Source organism: Rhodanobacter sp. OK091, from assembly GCF_900142825.1.
GTDB lineage: Bacteria > Pseudomonadota > Gammaproteobacteria > Xanthomonadales > Rhodanobacteraceae > Rhodanobacter.
Window position 1 is genome coordinate 212,364 of record NZ_FRCH01000004.1, and the last position, 16,898, is coordinate 229,261.

General features: G+C 65.7%; 16 protein-coding genes. 5 read left to right on the top strand and 11 right to left on the bottom strand.

The genetic code is table 11. The features are described from left to right. Positions 1 to 96: 96 nt before the first annotated feature. The 5 genes from BUA26_RS17470 to BUA26_RS17490 form a co-directional block, all read right to left on the bottom strand. Positions 97 to 531 (bottom strand): hypothetical protein, encoded by a 435-nt coding sequence (locus BUA26_RS17470; RefSeq protein WP_072762157.1) that lies wholly within the window; start codon positions 529 to 531, stop codon positions 97 to 99. A gap of 107 nt (positions 532 to 638) precedes the next feature. Then, positions 639 to 1,820, bottom strand: a complete 1,182-nt coding sequence (locus BUA26_RS17475) for a glutathionylspermidine synthase family protein (RefSeq protein ID WP_072762158.1) — start codon at positions 1,818 to 1,820, stop codon at positions 639 to 641. Beyond that, positions 1,820 to 2,356 carry a DUF1190 domain-containing protein gene (locus tag BUA26_RS17480; protein WP_072762159.1) on the bottom strand — a complete coding sequence of 179 codons (537 nt, stop codon included), beginning with the start codon at positions 2,354 to 2,356 and terminating at the stop codon, positions 1,820 to 1,822. The genes BUA26_RS17475 and BUA26_RS17480 overlap by 1 nt, the downstream gene beginning before the upstream one ends. Before the next feature lie 107 nt (positions 2,357 to 2,463). Then, positions 2,464 to 3,411, bottom strand: a complete 948-nt coding sequence (locus BUA26_RS17485) for a serine/threonine protein kinase (RefSeq protein ID WP_072762160.1) — start codon at positions 3,409 to 3,411, stop codon at positions 2,464 to 2,466. Next, entirely contained in the window at positions 3,408 to 3,848 is a 441-nt protein-coding gene (locus tag BUA26_RS17490; protein ID WP_072762161.1) for a hotdog fold thioesterase, read from the bottom strand. The genes BUA26_RS17485 and BUA26_RS17490 overlap by 4 nt, the downstream gene beginning before the upstream one ends. 63 nt (positions 3,849 to 3,911) lie before the next feature. On the opposite strand from BUA26_RS17490, the gene BUA26_RS17495 reads away from it, so the two are divergent. Beyond that, positions 3,912 to 4,964 (top strand): 2Fe-2S iron-sulfur cluster-binding protein, encoded by a 1,053-nt coding sequence (locus tag BUA26_RS17495; protein ID WP_255368407.1) that lies wholly within the window; start codon positions 3,912 to 3,914, stop codon positions 4,962 to 4,964. 89 nt (positions 4,965 to 5,053) lie between these two features. On the opposite strand, the gene BUA26_RS17500 is transcribed toward BUA26_RS17495, so the two are convergent. The 3 genes from BUA26_RS17500 to BUA26_RS17510 form a co-directional block, all read right to left on the bottom strand. After that, positions 5,054 to 5,500 (bottom strand): rhodanese-like domain-containing protein, encoded by a 447-nt coding sequence (locus BUA26_RS17500; RefSeq protein ID WP_072762163.1) that lies wholly within the window; start codon positions 5,498 to 5,500, stop codon positions 5,054 to 5,056. An 81-nt stretch (positions 5,501 to 5,581) separates the two neighbouring features. Then, positions 5,582 to 5,995 carry a hypothetical protein gene (locus BUA26_RS17505; protein ID WP_072762164.1) on the bottom strand — a complete coding sequence of 138 codons (414 nt, stop codon included), beginning with the start codon at positions 5,993 to 5,995 and terminating at the stop codon, positions 5,582 to 5,584. Positions 5,996 to 6,033: 38 nt separating this feature from the next. After that, complete coding sequence (locus BUA26_RS17510) at positions 6,034 to 6,507, bottom strand: YiiD C-terminal domain-containing protein (protein ID WP_072762165.1); 474 nt, start codon at positions 6,505 to 6,507, stop codon at positions 6,034 to 6,036. A gap of 92 nt (positions 6,508 to 6,599) precedes the next feature. Here BUA26_RS17510 and BUA26_RS17515 point away from each other — a divergent pair, with 92 nt between their 5' ends. The 4 genes from BUA26_RS17515 (at position 6,600) to BUA26_RS17530 (ending at position 10,919) form a co-directional block, all read left to right on the top strand. Beyond that, complete coding sequence (locus BUA26_RS17515; protein WP_072762166.1) at positions 6,600 to 7,370, top strand: uroporphyrinogen-III synthase; 771 nt, start codon at positions 6,600 to 6,602, stop codon at positions 7,368 to 7,370. A gap of 54 nt (positions 7,371 to 7,424) precedes the next feature. Then, on the top strand, positions 7,425 to 8,606 hold the full coding sequence (locus tag BUA26_RS17520) for a uroporphyrinogen-III C-methyltransferase (RefSeq protein WP_072762167.1): 1,182 nt from the start codon (positions 7,425 to 7,427) through the stop codon (positions 8,604 to 8,606). Next, on the top strand, positions 8,603 to 9,859 hold the full coding sequence (locus BUA26_RS17525) for a heme biosynthesis HemY N-terminal domain-containing protein (protein ID WP_072762168.1): 1,257 nt from the start codon (positions 8,603 to 8,605) through the stop codon (positions 9,857 to 9,859). Before BUA26_RS17520 ends, BUA26_RS17525 begins: the two co-directional genes overlap by 4 nt. 202 nt (positions 9,860 to 10,061) lie before the next feature. Beyond that, positions 10,062 to 10,919, top strand: a complete 858-nt coding sequence (locus BUA26_RS17530; protein ID WP_072762169.1) for a hypothetical protein — start codon at positions 10,062 to 10,064, stop codon at positions 10,917 to 10,919. An 83-nt stretch (positions 10,920 to 11,002) separates the two neighbouring features. Here BUA26_RS17530 and uvrD read toward each other — a convergent pair whose 3' ends face one another. The 3 genes from uvrD to polA all read right to left on the bottom strand — a co-directional run bounded on the left by uvrD (position 11,003) and on the right by polA (position 16,555). Further along, complete coding sequence (gene uvrD, locus BUA26_RS17535; protein WP_072762170.1) at positions 11,003 to 13,180, bottom strand: DNA helicase II; 2,178 nt, start codon at positions 13,178 to 13,180, stop codon at positions 11,003 to 11,005. A gap of 72 nt (positions 13,181 to 13,252) precedes the next feature. Further along, entirely contained in the window at positions 13,253 to 13,471 is a 219-nt protein-coding gene (locus BUA26_RS17540; RefSeq protein ID WP_072762171.1) for a hypothetical protein, read from the bottom strand. Between the two features lie 330 nt (positions 13,472 to 13,801). Next, entirely contained in the window at positions 13,802 to 16,555 is a 2,754-nt protein-coding gene (polA, locus tag BUA26_RS17550; protein WP_072762173.1) for a DNA polymerase I, read from the bottom strand. Positions 16,556 to 16,898 lie beyond the last annotated feature (343 nt).

Here is a 16,898-nt window from a genome sequence, read left to right on the forward strand (position 1 = left end):
AGAACATTCAGGTTCCGCTGCTCCGATGATGGCGGGACAGCCCGCCAGGCCTTTGCCATGGCCATTCTCAGGGCTAAATGAGCCTTTCGCAGTCGATCAACGCAAGCGCAGCGCCAGCCACGACAGCAGTGCCAGCAGGTTGATGCCGAGTCGTGAGACGGCCGGGCCGGCCACCGCCAGCACGAAGCCCTGCGAGCCGAAGTGCCAGTCGATGCTGAGCCGCGGCGCGGCCTGCAACGTGGCGAACACATTCACGAAGGCGCCGCAGTGCAGCGCATAGCTGAAGACCGGAAACGCGACCAGCGGCAGCTGCAGCAACTGCGCCCAGGCCGACATACGCACGCCGTGCTCGCTGCCGGTCATCAACTGAACCCCGGCGGCCAGCACGAAGCCGTACAACACCAGACCGATCAGCGCGATCAGACTGTCGTGGGCGCCGAACGGCAAAAGCCGATGCAGCATCGCTGCCACGCCATAGAAGCCACCGGCGATTTCGAGGATGCCGATCAGGCGGAAGAGAATGTTGCGCACGTGTGGCCTCGCTCAAAAAGCACAAGCTTAGCCGAGCGGGACCGATGCCATCTGCGCAGAGCGTCGTGATCTTTCACGCCGATGTCGTCGGCACGCGGCAACGCGACTCAGGCGATCAGCACGCCGCGTGCTTCCTCGACGATCGCGTGCGGTACGAAGCGGGCGCTGTCGCGGGTGATCAGCGAATTGTCCTCGCGAATGCCGATGCCGCAGGCGCGGTCGCCGACGATCCAGCTGCCGATCAGCGGGTAATGGCCGTCGAAGCCGGTCAGCGGATGGCAGGCCTGGCGGATGCACGGACCGTCGCCGTACGGGCCTGCGGTGTGCAACTCGCGGCCATCGTCCAAGTGCATCGCGACGTTCGCGCCCTCGCGCGAATGCAGCGGCTTGCGCACCCAGCCGCGCGGCAGTTCACCGCCGTCATCAAATTCGGCCGCCAGCAGATTCGGATGGCCGCGGTGGGCGTCCCACAACAGCGGCAAGATGCCCTTGTTGCTGAGCAGTGCCTTCCACGGCGGCTCGATCAGCAGCAGGCCGGAGCGCGGCAGGTACGCACCGAATGCTTCGCGGAACATGTCTTCCAGCGGGTACAGCTTGAACAACGAGCCGATTACCCGGTCGTCCAGATCGGTGAAACGGCCATCAGCCGACACGCCGATGTCTTCGATCGCCAGCGTGCCGCAGTCGATACCGGCCTGCAGCGCACAGTCGCGCAGATAGGCGATGGTGCCCTGGTCTTCCGCCGAGTCGCGTACCGCGGCGAAATGAAACGGCCGTGGCAACCGGCGCGCGATCGTGCCGAATGCTTCCACCAGCGATTCGTAGATCGAGTTGAACTGGTCGCTTCCGGCCGGCAGCTGGCCGCGCGCGAGCTGATCCTCCAGCCATTGCCACTGGAAGAACGCGGCCTCGTACAGCGAGGTCGGCGTGTCGTAGTTCAGCTCATAGAGTTTCGCCGGGCCGCTGCCGTCGTAGGCAAAATCCATGCGGCCGTACAGATGCGGCTGGCGCTCGCGCCAGCTCTGCGCGATCCAGTCCCAATAGGGCTCGGGAATCGCCAGCTGGCGCAGCTGCTGTTCGTCGACGACGATGCCGTCGAGCAGATCGAGCGCCATCGCATGCAGTTCTTCGCTGGGTGCTTCGACGTCGTGCTCGATCTCACGCAGGCTGAACGCGTAGTAGGCGGATTCATCCCAGTACGGTGCATCGTCGATGGTATGGAAACCGAAGCCACACTCGGCGGCTTTGCTGCGCCAATCGGTACGCTCGGCCAATGCAATGCGGCGCATCAGCTGCCGAAGCCGCGACTGCTGCCGGACGTGCCGAAGCCGGAACGGCTGGTGGTGACCGCATGATCGGCCGTGGCGTTGATCGGCACCATCGCGCTGCCGGCCCCGCCGCGATAGACACCGGCACCGCCGGGGGCCGGCTGTTGCCAGCCCCCGTTGCTGTCGCGGAACGCAGGCGAACTGTTGAACCCACTCATCGGCGAACCATTGCGCAACATCTGCGACAGGAAGAAACCGGTCATCAGCGGGCCGAAGAACGAATGGCTGGCGCCGTCATTGCGCTCCGCGCACTGCTCTTTTCCGTAGCTGGCTTCGCATGCTTCGCGATTGGCGAAACGCGGTGCGGTGGCTGCGGCGTCCTTCTGCGCCTTGTCGAACGCCTGCTGGCAGGTGCTGCGGTCGTTGGTCTGCGCCACGCAGGTCTCGACCGAAGTGTACACACCCTCGCGTGCCGCACCTTCGCTGCGATCGCAGGCGCTAAGCAGCAGCGGAACCGTGCTCATCAACAGCAGGGCGGCGGTCTTGGATCGCTTCATGAAGGGCGCTCGCACAGGATATCCGGCCAAGCATGCCTGCTTGGCTGCGCGGATGAAAGTTTCTGCGGGTCCGGTGTGTGCGAATGCCGCATCGACGCTGCCGATCGTTATTCGAGTTCGTCGGCCAGCTCGTGCAGATCGGCAAGGTGCTGCTCCCACCAGCGTGATTCGGCGACGAACGGAAACGCGGCGGGGAAGGCTGGGTCATGCCAGCGCGCCGCGATCCAGCCGGCGTAGTGCAGCTGGCGCATCGCGCGCAAGGCCGGGATCAGCGCCAGCTCGCCGTCGTCGAAATGGCGGAATTGCCGATAACCCTCGAGCACGGCGTCCATCGCACGTTCGTCGTTGGCCAGCATCCACAGATCCTGCACGGCCGGGCCGGTTCGCGCGTCGTCGAAGTCGACGAAGTGCGGGCCGGCATCGGTCCACAACACATTGCCCGGATGGCAATCGCCGTGCAGGCGCAGTTGCGGTACCGGGCCGATCGCTTCCAGGCGGGCGCCGATGGCGGCATCGAGCCGTGTCGCCGCCGCGCGGTAGTTCGTCTGCAGCGACGCCGGCAGCAGGGTGGAGTCGAGCACGGCCTGCATTGGCTGCCGCACCATCGTGTCGCGATCGAGCCGGCCGCGATGGACGAAGGGCGTACGCGCGCCGACCCCATGCATGCGCGCGATCAGCCGGCCCAGCCATTGCAGCTGATCGACCGCCTCAAGCTCAGGCGCGCGGCCGCCGCGGCGTGGCGTCAGCGCGTAGCGAAAGCCGTCGTGCAATAGCAGCGTATGACCACCGAACACGAGCGGCGCGACTACCGGCAGTTCGGCATCGGCCAGTTCCTGCGCGAAGCTGTGTTCCTCGACGATGGCCGCGTCGCTCCAGCGACCGGGCCGGTAGAACTTCGCGATCACCGGCGCCGTCTCTTCCAGGCCGACCTGCCACACGCGGTTCTCGTAACTGTTCAATGCCAACAGGCGGCCGTCGGGCCACAGCTCGCAGGCAGCAACGGCGTCGAGCACCAGGTCGGGCGTTAGGGAGGCGTAGGGCGTGTCGTTACTCAACGTAGTCCCACGGTACGTGCGGCAATCACCGCCATGGTGATGCGCGAGATGCATACCAGCGCGCCGTCCTCGTTCTCGATGCGGATCTCCCACACCTGGGTGGTGCGGCCAAGGTGCAGCATCCGCGCCGTGCCGGTGACGGTGCCGCTGCGCACGCCTCGGATGTGGTTGGCGTTGATGTCTAGCCCGACCGCCAGTTCTTTTTCGGGATCGAGCGTAAGCATCGCGGCGGTGCTGCCCAGCGTTTCGGCCAGCACTACCGAGGCGCCGCCATGCAACAGGCCGTATGGCTGATGGGTGCGATGGTCGACCGGCATGGTGCCGGCCAGCCAGTCGTCGCCGATCGCGGTGATGCGGATGCCCAGCGTTTCCATCATGGTGTTGGCGCTCCACGCATTGATGCGCGCGAGGTCGGTAGATTGTTTCCAGAGGCTCATCGTTGATTCCTGCAGGTCGTGCCCGCATTGTTGTCCGCTACGATCGCAACGACAATGCGCCTGGTGCATACCGTTACCCTCAAATCCTCGGACCGCCAGTTTTCGGTGGCTGACGGCGAAACCGTGCTGGAAGCGGCGCAACGGGCAGGCGTGGCCTTGCCGTATTCCTGTCGCGCCGGCGTCTGCGGCAGCTGCAAGGCTACTTTGCTGCAAGGTCATTGCGAGTACCCGCGCAATCCGCCGCTGGCGCTGAGCGCCAGCGCGCTGGCCCATCATGCGGTGCTGCTGTGCCAGGCGGTGCCGACCAGCGACCTGTTGCTGGAGGCGCGCGAGGTGACCTCGGTGGAGGACATCGCGCGGCGCCAGCTCGGCATGGTGGTCACCGACAAATGGCGGCTGGCGTCGGACGTGACCGGCGTGCGCCTGCTGCCCGCGCACGGCGAGCGCCGGCTCAACCGGCTGCCCGGGCAATATGTGGACGTGCTGCTGGAGGACGGCAAGCGCCGGCCGTTCTCGATCGCCAACGGCCCGCAGGCGGACGGCATGATCGAGCTGCACGTGCGCCACGTGGCCGGTGGGGGCTTCACCTCGTGGGTCAACGATGCCTTGGAGGTGGGTGATCATCTGCGCATCGAGGGACCGCTGGGCACCTTTGTGCCGCGCGAGGATTCCGAGCGGCCGATGCTGTTCATGGCCGGCGGTACCGGCTTCGCGCCGGTCAAGGCGATCGTCGAGCACTTCATCGCGCTGGGCACGCGCCGGCCGATGCAGTTGTATTGGGGCGCGCGCACGGCGGCGGATCTGTATATGCGTGCACTAGCCGAACGCTGGGCGCGCGAATTGCCCAACCTGCAGTTCCATGCGGTGGTGTCCGAGCCGGAGCAGGCCGCAGGCCTGCGCACAGGGCTGGTGCATGAGGCAGTGCTGGCCGATCAGCCCGACCTGTCCGGCCACGACCTGTACATGAGCGGGCCGCCGGCGATGATCGACGCCGCCCACCCGTTGTTCCTTGATGCTGGTCTGCCGGAAGAGCGGCTGTATTACGACTCGTTCGAGTACGCGCCGGATGTGCTGGCGCAGATCATGGCGGCGCGCGCGGGCATCCACGACAGTTAGAGAAGTGAGTGGAGAGGAGTGAGAAACGAGTGGACAGTGCGGCTGTTCAGGCGCTTCTCTCTTTTCTCACTCCTCTCCACTCTTTCCTGCTACTTATTGCCTTTGGCAACCGGCAGCTGCGCCGCGTGCCACGCCAGCACGCCGCCACCCAGGGTGTAGACCTTCTCGAAGCCGGCCTTGACCAGCCGTTGCGCGGCCTTGGCCGAATTGCCGTGGCCGTCCTTGTCCATCACCACGACCGGCAAATCCTTCGCCTTGGCCAGCTCCTTCTTCTCCGGATCGAACTGGCTCATCGCCACGTGTTTCGCGCCGGGTACGTGCATCTTCTCGAAATCGGCTAACGAGGACAGGTCGATCAGCAGCGGATTGTCGCGGTTGATCAGCCCGGTCAGTCCGGCCGGAGTCAGTTCCTTGGTCTTGCTGAAGAGCTCCATGATCTGCGTGGCGACCAGGGCCACCAGCAGGATCACGAACAAGGCCGCAAGGGCCGTGTGATTGCCGATAAATTCGGGCAGCTTGCGCAGGATGTCGTTCATCGTCGGTCCACAGGCGCGTTGGCTGCGCCGATACGGGTAAACCGGCGATTATACGGGTACGGCGCGGCCGCCGTGGCCGGCTCAGTCCTGCGTGATATCCGGCAGGCCGCTGGTCAACCACCAGTGCTTGGTCTTTTCGTCGTAGTGCCAGCTCTGGTGGTCGACAATGGTGCGTTCGGACTGGGTGTGGACGTTGACCAGGCTGATCTGCGCCGTCTGCTGCACGTCGAAGTCGCCGGTGGGCACCGGGCCCGCGCCGGCGTCGTACTCGGTCACCCGCACCTGCTGGTAGCGCGCCAGATCCAGCTTGCTCAATGGATGGGCGGCGCGGGCGGTGGGTTCGATGAACTGCGCCGCACTCTGGAAATCACCCCAGCGCAGCGTGCTGCCGTAGGCGTTCAGCGTGGTGGTCAGCGCGTCGCTGCGGGTCTTGGTGGCGCAGCCAGCCAGCGACAGCACGGACAGCACGGCGAGGATGCTCAGTAGGCGGCGCATGGATGGTCTCTTCCCGATGGATACCGGTCCATTCTGCCTCAATCGCGCCGCTTGGCCACGAACCGTGCGCTCAAGGTGGCGGCGGGTTTGCCGTGATCGCCCGGCACCACGCAGGCGACTTCGATGCGCGCCCGGCCGCGCGTGGTCAGCGTGTTGAAGAAGGTGGTCCAGCTCGCGTCGGCGGCCAGCCGCGCCTCGCTGCGGAAGTCCTGCCACATCGGCGACAGGTAGCGCACGCTGGATTCGGCGACGAACACGTCGCAGTCATGGCCGTACCGGCGCAACGCCATTTCCACCAGCGCCCAGCCGCTCAGAGTCATGAGGCTGACCAGGCTGCCGCCGAACGCGCAGCCCTTGTCGTTGACGTTCGGCGCCAGCGGCGCCAGCAGGCTCAGCATGTCGTCGTCGCTGTGGATCAGCTGCACGTCCATCGCATGGGCCAGCGGCATCTCATCGCGGATGAACTGGATCAGCTGTTGTGCCTGGTCGGTGGTGTCGTGGGTAGTGCTCACGTTGATGAGGGGGTCCGCGGGGAAGGAAAGACCTCCCAGTGTAAAGCGGCCGGTACACTGCGGCCATGGCAGCGAGCGGATGCGGTGCGCGGATGCAGCGACAATCTCCAGTGGGCAACGAGGGTCTGGACGGCCGGATCGTGGTGATCACCCGCCCCGCCGGCACCGCCACTGCGTTGGCGCGCCGGGTGCGCGCCCTGGGTGGCGTGCCGTTGCTGCTGCCAGGACTGGCCTTGCGCGGCGCGGTCGACGAGTCCGTCGCGCGCGCCGGTCTGCACACGGCACTGCGGGACGAGTTGCTGGTGTTCACCAGTCCCGCGGCGGTGCGCCACGCTGCGGCACTGGCGCCATTGCAAACAGTGGCCACAGTGCTGGCGGTGGGCCGGGGTACGGCGCGGGCATTGCGGCGATATGGCGTCGACGCGCCACTCGCACCCTCGCGGCAGGACAGCGAAGGACTGCTGGAGCATCCCGCTTTGCAGGATTTGCGCGGTTGCCGGGTTGCCCTGATCGGCGCGCCCGGCGGTCGCGGCGTATTGCGCGACCAGCTCGCCGCACGAGGTGCGCAACTGCGCGAGCTGCATGTGTATCGGCGGGTACTGCCGCGACTGACTCGCCGCCATGTCGACGCATTGCAGCAGTTGCCGACGTCGGCGCGGGTGCTGCTGTCCAGCGCCGAAGCGCTGCAGAATCTGCAGCAGCTGTTGCCGCCACCGGCATGGGCGCGGTTGTGCGCGGCCACCATGGTGGTCAGCAGTGAGCGGCTGGTGGCTATCGCCTGCGCCGCCGGATTCAATCGCGTCGTGCTGGCCGCTTCGGCATTGTCGGCCGATATGCTGGATGCGGCGCGGCGCGTGCGCTGATTCTTCACGCCATCGAGCTACGAACGCGGCCGTATGGGCTGCTAGCATGTGCGCATGAGCAACGTAGACAAGCCGAACGAGCCCGCCGCGCCCGAGGGCGCCCGTCCCGACCGCGCGACGATGGATGCCGCGCCGGTCGATCCGTCGTCGACCCGCCCGGCACGGGCTGCGACCCCGAAGCCCGCGCCGCGACCGCACGGTGGCGGCAGTCTGGCACTGGCGGTGTTGTTATCGCTGATCGCACTAGGGGTTGCCGGTTACGTCGGCTGGCAGCAATTTGTTCAGACGCAGAGCGTCCATGCATTCATGCTGACAGCAATGGATCTGAATACACGCGTCGGTGGTCTGGAAACCAGCTTGGCCGGCGTCAACAGTGAACGCAGCAGCCTCAATCAGCGCCTCAGCGACGCGGCAGCGGTCAACCGTTCGCTACGCGAGGAACTGCTCGGCCAGGCCGAGCGCACACGCAATCTCGAAGACGCGGTGGCGAAGCTGGCCGAGAAGAGCCTGTCCGGTCACGACGCGATGCTGCTGGACGAAACCGAATCGCTGCTGCGCATGGCCAGCGAACGCTACACCCTGTTCCACGATGCACAGGGCGCCGCCGCCGCGTATGCGCTGGCCGACCAGACCCTGGCCGCGGTCAACGATGCCGCGTTCAGCGGGCTGCGCCAAAGTATCGGCGCCGAACGCGAGGCCCTGGCAAAAAGTCAGCCGGCCACTCAGGCCAGCGCGCTGCAGCAGTTGGTCGAGCTGCGCGGCGCCCTCGACAGCCTGCCGCTGAAACCGCTCAATTCGCCGGATACGGCACAGGCACAGGACGCGTGGTCGCGCATCGGTCGTGCGTTGGCCAGTGTGGTCAGCGTGCAGCGCGACAACGGCGCGCCGCTTTCGGTGGCCGATGCGCGCTTCGCACGTGAACTGGCGGCGCTCGATCTGGCCCAGGCGCAGGCCGCGTTGCTGGCCTACGAAAGCAAGGACTATGCAGCCGCACTGCAGCGCGTGGACAGCAGCTTGTCGGCCCAGTTCGACGGCACTGCGCCCGCGGTGCAGCAGGCGCACCGGACGCTCGCCGAACTGGCCAGGCAGCTACCGACCAGTTCACCGGTGCAGCTTGGCGCCGCACTGACCGAACTGCGCAACCTGCGCGCCGTGCATGCGCTCAGCCCGGCCACGGCCAGCGCCGCACCGGCCACGGCAAGCAGCGCTGCGCGGGCGGGCGGAGCCCGGCCATGAAGGTGTGGCGCTGGATCCTGCTGCTGGTGATCGTCGCTGCGCTGGCCGCGTTCGGCTGGCACTGGGTAGCGGACGATCCCGGCTATGTGCTGCTGCGCCTGCGCGGGTGGCGGGTCGAAACCACGCTGGTTGCGGCGGTTCTGATCCTGCTGGTGGCATGGGCACTGCTTGTCGCGTCGTGGCGTCTGCTGCGCTGGCCGTTCGGCGCGTTCTCGCGCCGGCATCGGCGGCTCAGCCAACAGCGCATGGGCGCTGGCCTGATCGCGTTGATCGAAGGTCGCCACGGCGACGCCGAGCGAGATCTCAATCGCGCTTCGCGTCTGGACAGCTTGCGCGGACCGGCCCTGCTGGCTGCCGCCGAAGCCGCCTCGCGCCGCGGCGAACACGGTCGCGCGCTGGAAGCCTTGAACCAGGCATCGCAGTCCGCGCCACAGGCTGCCCGCGTGCTGCGTGCCCGCCTGCTGCGTCGCGAAGGCAAGCCGGCCGAAGCGCTGGCGTTGCTGACCCCCGAGTCCGACAAGGGCACGTTGACGCCGGGTGGCTGGCGCGAGTTGGCGCTGGCGGCATTGGCCCAAGGCGATATCCGGCGTGCCCGCGAAGCGCTGGATCCCTTGCAGAAGAGCGGCGCACTCGGCAGCCGCGCCTACGCCGCACTGGAAGCCAGCGTGCTCACCGCGACGATCAACGCCGCGCCCGATGGTGCCAGCCTCAACACGCTGTGGTCGCAGCTGCCGAAGGCGCAGCGCCGGGTGCCCGCGGTGATCGACGCGTACGCCCGCCGCGCGGCCTCGTTCGGCCTGACCCTGCCGGCGATGGATGAGGTCGAGTCGGCGCTGCGCCGAGAGTGGTCGCCGTTGCTGATCGAAACCTACGGCACGCTGGCTGGCGACGACATCGAAGCGCGCCTGCGTCGCGCCGAAAGCTGGCTCGATGCACATCCGAACGACGCCAATTTGCTGCTCACGTTGGGTCGCATGTGCGTGCGGCTCAAGCTGTGGGGCAAGGCACGCCAACACCTCGAACGCTCGCTCGCGCTGACGCCGAGCATGGCTGCATGGGAAGCGCTGGGCGATACATTTGCCGGACAAGGCGATGCGGAACAGGCGCAACGCTGCTATCGCAATGCGTTGGCCTTCGGTCGCGGCGGGGTGATCACCCCGTTGGCGCAGCGCGCGCAAGCCGGCCAACCCGACACGCAGCCCATCGCGATCGAGGAGCGCGACCAGCATGGTGTGCCGCGGTTGCGTGGGTAGGCTCAGCTTGAGGTGTCATAGCGCCACCGCTGCATCTGCTTCCGATCCTCCGTTGACAATCCATGTGGGTGCTCCGACAGTGGCGACGTGCCTCGGCTGAGATGGCGCGATAGGGCGATGCTTCCATCTCACGACCCGACCAACGGAAGGAGACGGCAAGATGAGAGACGTACATCCGCGCATCCTCGCGATAGGTTTCGCGATGCTGCTGATTCTCTGCAGCAACGCAACGGCAGCGGCCGACACCCAAAGTCCGGCCGCGACGTCGAGTAGAACCGCGTTGAACGCCGCATGGGCGCAGGTGCTGGATGAACATGTTCCGCTCATCGGGCGTCAGCAGGCGTTGTCGCAGATCGAGCAGGAAGCACAGACTGGCGACCAACATGACTTGTACCTTCTCGGCTCTCTTTACTATATGGGGCGGCGTGCATCCGGATCACTCGTGCAGCAGGATCTGGATAAGGCCAGCCTTTACCTGAGCAACGCCGCCATGCATGGCAGTGTCCTGGGGATGGCCAAGACGGCTGAGATCAAGTTCGCTACGCATCAATATCGTGAGGCGATGAATTGGGCCCAGATATACGGCCACTACGCACTGCTGCTGCCGAAGAACGGCCGCCCGCATGACGGCTACGCGGCAGAGCTGGTGCAGCGGATCCTCGACAAGCTGGGAAGATCGGCGATACCTGAGATCATGCGCGACGTGGACAGTTTCATCGCCTTGCATGACGCAGAAATCCGGGCGGGCACCGAAAGCAAGTTCACGGGGGAGAACCTTCACCCCTTTCCGAAAGCCAAGGCGTACGTCGCGCCAGATGCCCGCTTCGCGCCGCGCGCCGGTTTTGCCGATTATTTGATCGCGTTCAAGCCCGATGGATCGGTGGCCAACGTCTTCCTGCTCGACGCTGTTCCCGATCCAACGCTGGGTCGGACCTTGCGCGAATACGCTATGGAAATGGCGATAGCTCCTGCCGAGGGCAGCGCCGGAAACGCGTTGCGCTACGCGTGGATGCCGGTAACGTACGACGACGGACGGTATCGCGTTACTCCTGCGCGTTGATCCCCATTCCCGATTCCCGGAGCGCGTCGGAATTTTCGTGGGAATGAGCCGCTCGATTCTTCGGCCAACCAGCCAACGCAGACTTAAAGCGGCGTCAGATTCGCATACGCCGCCACCAGCCATTTGCTGCCAGCCGCTTCGAAGTTAACTTGCAGCCGCGTGTGCGCTCCGCTGCCTTCGGCGCTGATCACCACGCCTTCGCCGAAGCTGGGATGACTGACCCGCTGGCCCAGCTTCACCGGCAGGGTTTCTTCCAGCGACGGCGATATTTCGATGGAGCGACCGGCGTAGAGCGGGCGGGTGACCTGCACGCGCGGGCGTACTTCGTCGATCAATTCGGGCGGCATTTCGCCGAGGAAGCGCGATGGTCGCGCCAGCATCTCGGTGCCGTGCATGCGCCGCGATTCGGCATGGGTGACGATGAGCTTTTCGCGGGCGCGGGTAATGCCGACGTAGGCGAGCCGGCGCTCTTCTTCCAGCCGTCCCTCGTCGTCGACCGAGCGTTGGCTGGGGAACAGACCTTCCTCCATACCGACCAGGAACACCACCGGAAATTCCAGTCCCTTGGCCGAATGCAGTGTCATCAGCTGCACGCAGTCGTCCCATGCCTCGCCCTGGTTATCGCCCGCTTCCAGGGCGGCATGCGACAGGAAGGCCGACAATTCGCCGAGGCCGGCGTCGATGTCCTCGGCGGTGCGCTCGAAGCGGCTGGCGACGTTGACCAGTTCGTCCAGGTTCTCCACCCGCGACTCGGCATTGCCGCGCGAGTCCTTCTCGTAGAAGTCGCGCAGGCCGGTATGGGTGATCGCGTGGTCGATCTGTTCGGCGAGGTTCAATGAAGAAAAAGTCCTGGCCATCTCATCGATCAACGTAAGGAACGCCTTCACCGCATTCTTCGCGCGGCCGGCCAGCTCGCTGCCGCTGCTCAGCTCGGACAGCACGGCCTCCCACATCGAGGTGTTCTCGCTGCGCGCGCTGCGACGCAGCGCATCCAGCGTGCGATCGCCGATGCCGCGCGGCGGCGTGTTCACGGCGCGCTCGAACGCCGCGTCGTCATGGCGATTCGCGGTAAGCCGCAGATAGGCCAGCGCATCCTTGACCTCGGCGCGGTCGAAGAAGCGCTGACCGCCGTAGACGCGGTACTTGATGTTGCGCTGGGTCAGCTGTTCTTCGAAGTTGCGTGATTGCGCGTTCGAGCGATACAGGATCGCGCAATCCTTCGCGTAGCCGTGCTCGCTGATGTATTCGCGAATGCGCTCGATCACGAAACGCGCCTCGTCCTGCTCGTTGTACGCGGCGTACAGCGCGATGCGCTCGCCGTCCTCGCCCGCCGTCCACAGCTGCTTGCCGAGACGGCTGCCGTTGCGCTGGATCACGCTGTTGGCGACCTTCAGGATGGTCGAGGTGGAGCGGTAGTTCTGTTCCAGCTTGATCGTGCGGGCACCCGGGAAGTCGCGCAGGAACTGCTGCACGTTCTCCACTTTCGCGCCGCGCCAGCCGTAGATCGCCTGATCGTCGTCGCCGACCACGAAGACCTGGCCGGTCGCGCCGGCGAGCACGCGGATCCACGCGTACTGCAGCGTGTTGGTGTCCTGGAATTCGTCGATCAGCAGGTAGCGCCAGCGCTGCTGGTAGTACTCCAGCACGGCGGGATTCTTCAGCCATAGCTCGTGCGCGCGCAGCAGCAGCTCGGCGAAATCGACCAGGCCGGCGCGGCGACAGGCGTCCTCATAGGCTTTGTAGATGTTTACAAACGTATGCGTGACCGGATGATCGCGATGCTCGATGCTGTCCGGCCGTTTGCCCTCGTCCTTCCAGTTGTTGATCTGCCAGCTGGCTTGCCGCGGCGGAAATTTCGCATCGTCCAGCCCCAGCCCGGCCACCACCCGCTTGACTAGGCGCAGCTGGTCGTCGGCGTCGAGGATCTGGAAGGTTTCCGGCAGGCCCGCCTCGCGCCAGTGTCGGCGCAACAGGCGATGCGCGATGCCGTGAAAGGTGCCGACGGTGAGACCCTGAGTGCCACCGGGAATCAGCGCTTCCAGCCGCGCGCGCATTTCGCCGGCAGCCTTGTTGGTGAAAGTGACGGCGAGAACGGCCCACGGCGGCACCCGTTCGGCCTGGGTCAGCCAGCCGATGCGGTGAGTGAGCACGCGGGTCTTCCCGGAACCGGCGCCGGCCAGCACCAAGTAGTGGCCGGGCGGGGCGCAGACGGCTTCGCGCTGGGCTTCGTTGAGCGGGTCGATCAGGTACGAGACATCCATCGCGTCAATTGTAGCGGGCCGCAAACGAAAACCGCCGCGGAGGCGGCGGTTTTCTGGGGGTTTCGGTGTGGCTCAACCCTTTTTCATGAAGCCGCCGAGCGTCAGCAGGCCACCGACCGCGATGCCGGCGATGCCGATCCATTGAGGGACGCCCTTGTCATGAGTGGCGGTTATTTTGGCCGAGCCGACTTGCAGCAGCGTATCGGTGTCCTGATAACTGGCGTGGCCGGAGACGACCCAGATGCCGGCCACCAGCAAGATGATGCCGACGATGATCAGTCCTGCGCGCATGGATGTTTCCCCTTGGTGGATGTGGCTCGAGGGTTTGAGTATGCCGACTGTCGATGTGCACAAAAAGTACAGGCCAAAATGCAGGCCGGACGGCGGGCAAAAAAAGGCCCTGAAGGTTAGGGGGAACCTTCAGGGCCGGGCGGACGCGAGGGACCCAGGGGAGAGGTTCGCGTCCGTGGCGGCTCAGGGAGGTGAGCCAGCCATGGATGCCGTTGCGTGCATCCGATGACTTTGATGCGGATTCGGCGGGAAAGTTTCAAGTTCCGGCAAAAAAATTTATTGCGGGTTCATCTGACGGAAACTTAACGCGTAATGGGGCGAACAGCGGCCTCAGTGCGCTTCGTCCCAATTCGCGCCCACACCGACATCGACCAGCAGCGGCACCGCCAGTTCCGCGGCGCCGGACATTCGTTCGATCACCGCGGCGCGCACTTCGTCGATCGCGTCCGCACGCACCTCGAACACCAGTTCATCGTGCACCTGCATCAGCATGTGGGCGTCGTCGCGACCCTTCAGCCAGCCGGCCACCGCGATCATCGCGCGCTTGATGATGTCGGCCGCGCTGCCTTGCATCGGTGCGTTCACCGCAGCGCGCTCGGCGCCCTGGCGTAGGCCTTGATTGCGCGAGGTGAGGTTTTCCAGGTACAGCCGGCGGCCGAAGATGGTTTCGACATAGCCGTCGCGATGGGCCTGTTCGCGCGTGGCATCCATGAATGCGCGCACGCCGGGATAGCGCGAGAAATAGCGGCCCATGTAATCGCCCGCCTCGCCACGGTCGACGCCGAGCTGACGCGCCAGCCCGAAGGCGCTCATGCCGTACATCAGGCCGAAGTTGATCGCCTTGGCGGCGCGGCGCTGGTTGGTGGTGATGTCTTCCGGCGGCACGCCGAACACTTCCGCGGCGGTGGCGCGATGCACGTCGCCGCCGGCATGGAACGCGCGCAGCAGGCCTTCGTCGCCGGACAGATGAGCCATGATGCGCAGCTCGATCTGCGAATAGTCCGCCGCGAGAATTTTCCATCCCGGCGGTGCGATGAACGCCTGACGGATGCGCCGGCCTTCTTCGGTGCGTACCGGGATGTTCTGCAGGTTCGGATCGGACGAGGAGATCCGCCCCGTCGCCACCGAGCCCTGGTGATAGCTGGTGTGCACGCGGCCGGTGCGTGGATTGACGATGCCCGACAGCTTGTCGGTGTAGGTCGAGCGCAGCTTGGCCAGGCCGCGGTAGTCGAGGATCATCCGCGGCAGTTCGTGCGTATCGGCGATGGCTTCCAGCGCTTCCTCGTTGGTGGATGGCTGACCGGTCGGCGTCTTCAGTTTCGCCTGCAGGCCGAGCTCGTCGAACAGCACCGCCTGCAACTGCTTGGGCGAATCGAGGTTGAATTCGTGCCCGGCCAGTAGGTACGACTGCTGCTGCAGTTCCAGCATGCGCTTGCCCAGTTGCTGGCTCTGCCGGCGCAATTCGTCGCCGTCGATCAGCACGCCGCGCTGCTCCATTCCGGCCAGCACCGGCACCAGCGGGATCTCGATGTCCTCGTAGACCTTGCGCAACGCCGGCACACCCTCGAGCTTGGGCCATAGCGCAAGGTGCAGGCGCAAGGTGATGTCGGCGTCCTCGGCGGCGTAGCGGCAGGCGGTATCCAGATCCACCTGCGAGAACGAGATCTGCTTGGCGCCCTTGCCGGCGACTTGCTCGTACTTGACCGTCTCGTAGCCCAGGTACTTCTTCGCCAGCGAGTCCATGTCGTGGCGCGTGGCGGTGGCGTTCCACACGTAGGATTCAAGCATCGAGTCGTGCTTCAAGCCCTGCACGACGATGCCGTAGTTCGACAAGATGTTGATGTCGTATTTCGCGTGCTGGCCGAGTTTCGGGCGGGTCGGATCCTCGAAGATCGGCTTCAGCGCGTGCAGCACCGCGTCGCGATCGAGCTGAGGAGGTGCGCCGGGATAATCGTGGCCCAGCGGGATGTAACAGGCCTTGCCCGCTTCCACCGCCAAGCTGATGCCGACGATGTCCGCGCGCATCGCGTCGATGCTGGTGGTCTCGGTATCGAACGCGATCAGCTCCGCCTGCTGCAGTTTTTCCAGCCAGGCGTCGAATTGCGGCTGGGTGGCGACCAGTTCGTACTCGCCGGCGAATGAGAAGTCCGTCGCCGCTGTGGGAGCGACTTCAGTCGCGATGCTTTCCGTCGTCGCCGGAGCCAGAGCATCGCGACTGAAGTCGCTCCCACCGGTGGATGCCGCGCCATCCAGCTCCTTCAACGCCGCCTTGAACTCGTAGCGGGTGTACAACTCGCGCAGCTGCGCGGTGTCGGCGTCGCGCTGGGCCAGGTCGGTAGGGCCGAACTCCAGCGGCACGTCGACCTTGATCGTCACCAGCTCGCGCGACAACGGCAGTCGGGGCAGTGCCTCGCGCAGGCTTTCCCCGATCTTGCCGCCAATCTTGTCGGCGTTCGCGATGACGCCGTCCAGCGTGCTGTACTCGGCCAGCCACTTGGCGGCGGTCTTGGGCCCGCATTTGGGCACGCCGGGCACGTTGTCGACGGTGTCACCGGTGAGGGCGAGGAAATCGATGATCTGCTCCGGCCGTACGCCGAATTTCTCCATCACGCCGTCGCTGTCCATCACCGTGTTGCTCATGGTGTTGACCAGGGTGACGTGCGGGCTCACCAGTTGCGCCATGTCCTTGTCGCCGGTGGACACCAGTACCTCGATGCCCAGCGCCTGGGCCTGCACGGCCAGCGTGCCGATCACGTCATCGGCCTCCACGCCGGGCACGCGCAGGATAGGAAAGCCGAGCGCGGCGACGATCGCCAGCATCGGCTCGACCTGCGCGCGCAGGTCGTCCGGCATCGGCGGGCGGTGCGCCTTGTATTGGGCATACAGCGCGTCACGGAAGGTCGGGCCAGGCGCGTCGCTGACGAAAGCCAGATATTCCGGCTTGGCCTTCAGCGTGGCACGCAGCATGTTGACCACGCCGAACAGCGCGCCGGTCGGCTCGCCGTGCGCGTTGCTCAAAGGCGGCAACGCATGGAATGCGCGGTACAGGTAGGAGGAGCCGTCGATCAGGATTAATTTGGGCATCGAGTGTGCTGACCTATGCGAAGCAGGTCGCGCCGGGAGCTGTTTGCCGGCGGGACAAGGAAGAGTGAGGGAGTGTATGTCGATACACGACCGAATGATGACGCAGGACTGCCAGCAAACAGACCCGGCCCTTCGGCTTGCCCTGCCGTGGCCGCCATGCGGCGGCGCGCAGTTTGGCCATGCGATGAGCATGGCCTGCACTTCGCACCACCACCTGACGACCACGGCAGGGCGACGCGGCCTGCTTCGCATAGGTCAGCACACCCCACCATTCTCGCATGCGTGCGCGAAACGTCGCGCTTCACGGAAGGTCGGCCGGTGCGCTGTTATGCTCAGCTCCCCG